The organism is Acinetobacter sp. ANC5681, from assembly GCF_023488045.1.
Taxonomy (GTDB): Bacteria; Pseudomonadota; Gammaproteobacteria; order Pseudomonadales; family Moraxellaceae; genus Acinetobacter.
The window spans coordinates 1-880 of sequence record NZ_JAMFKZ010000080.1 but is presented as its reverse complement, the minus strand read 5'-3'; the positions used below and the strand labels follow the sequence as shown (position 1 = coordinate 880).

Genomic DNA, 880 nt, shown 5'->3' with positions numbered 1-880 from the left:
GCAGCGAATCACAAGCGGTTTGTCTCTCCATTCGAGCAATTGGTTAAGTGTACGAATGACGCGCAGTGCAGGCAGTGAAAAACCTGCTTCAATCACTAAACCCTCACGTCGATAGTCGTCAATTACGTTAAGCAAACGGTAACTTCGTCCATCACTTAACTGATCATGCATAAAATCCAATGACCATACTTGATTTGGATGAGTTGGTTCCTTCAATGGTTCAGGTACATGTCGTTTTAATCGTCTTCTTGGTTTGATCCGCAGATTCAATGCCAGCTCACAGTAAATACGGTAAACACGCTTATGATTCCAACCACACTTCTCAACATGGCGTAGATAAGAGAAGCATAGCCCGAAGCCCCAATCTGTATTTTCTTCGGTGAGTTCAATCAATTGTTCTGCAATCAGTGCATTGTCATCGTTCAATTTGGACTGATAACGGTAGCAGGTTTCACTGATACTAAATGCACGGCAGGCCAAACGAATACTGACGGCATGATCACCAACGGCTTGTTGTGCCATCTGACGACGACAAGATGGCTTTACCACTTTTTTGACATGGCTTCCTGAATGATTTCAGCTTTAAGCCGCTCTTCAGCATACATCTTTTTTAGCTTGGCATTTTCGGCTTCTAGTTCTTTCAATCGAGTAATTAATGAGGCATCCATGCCGCCATATTTAGCCCGCCATTTGTAAAAAGTCGCATTACTCATACCATGTTCACGGCAAAGGGTGGCAACAGGCGTGCCAGACTCCGCTTGTTTCAAAATAGACATAATCTGACTGTCAGTAAATTTAGATGTTTTCATGCAGAATCTCCTGCTTTGATCTTAAGAGAAAATTCTACTTTTACATCCTTTTATTTTTAGGGGGGATTACC

Annotated in this window: 1 pseudogene; it reads right to left on the bottom strand. The window is 42.5% G+C overall.

The annotated features are described in order from the left end of the window. Positions 1-809 (bottom strand): annotated as a pseudogene (locus M5121_RS15810) (IS3 family transposase); the annotation flags it as partial. Between the last annotated feature and the right edge of the window lie 71 nt (positions 810-880).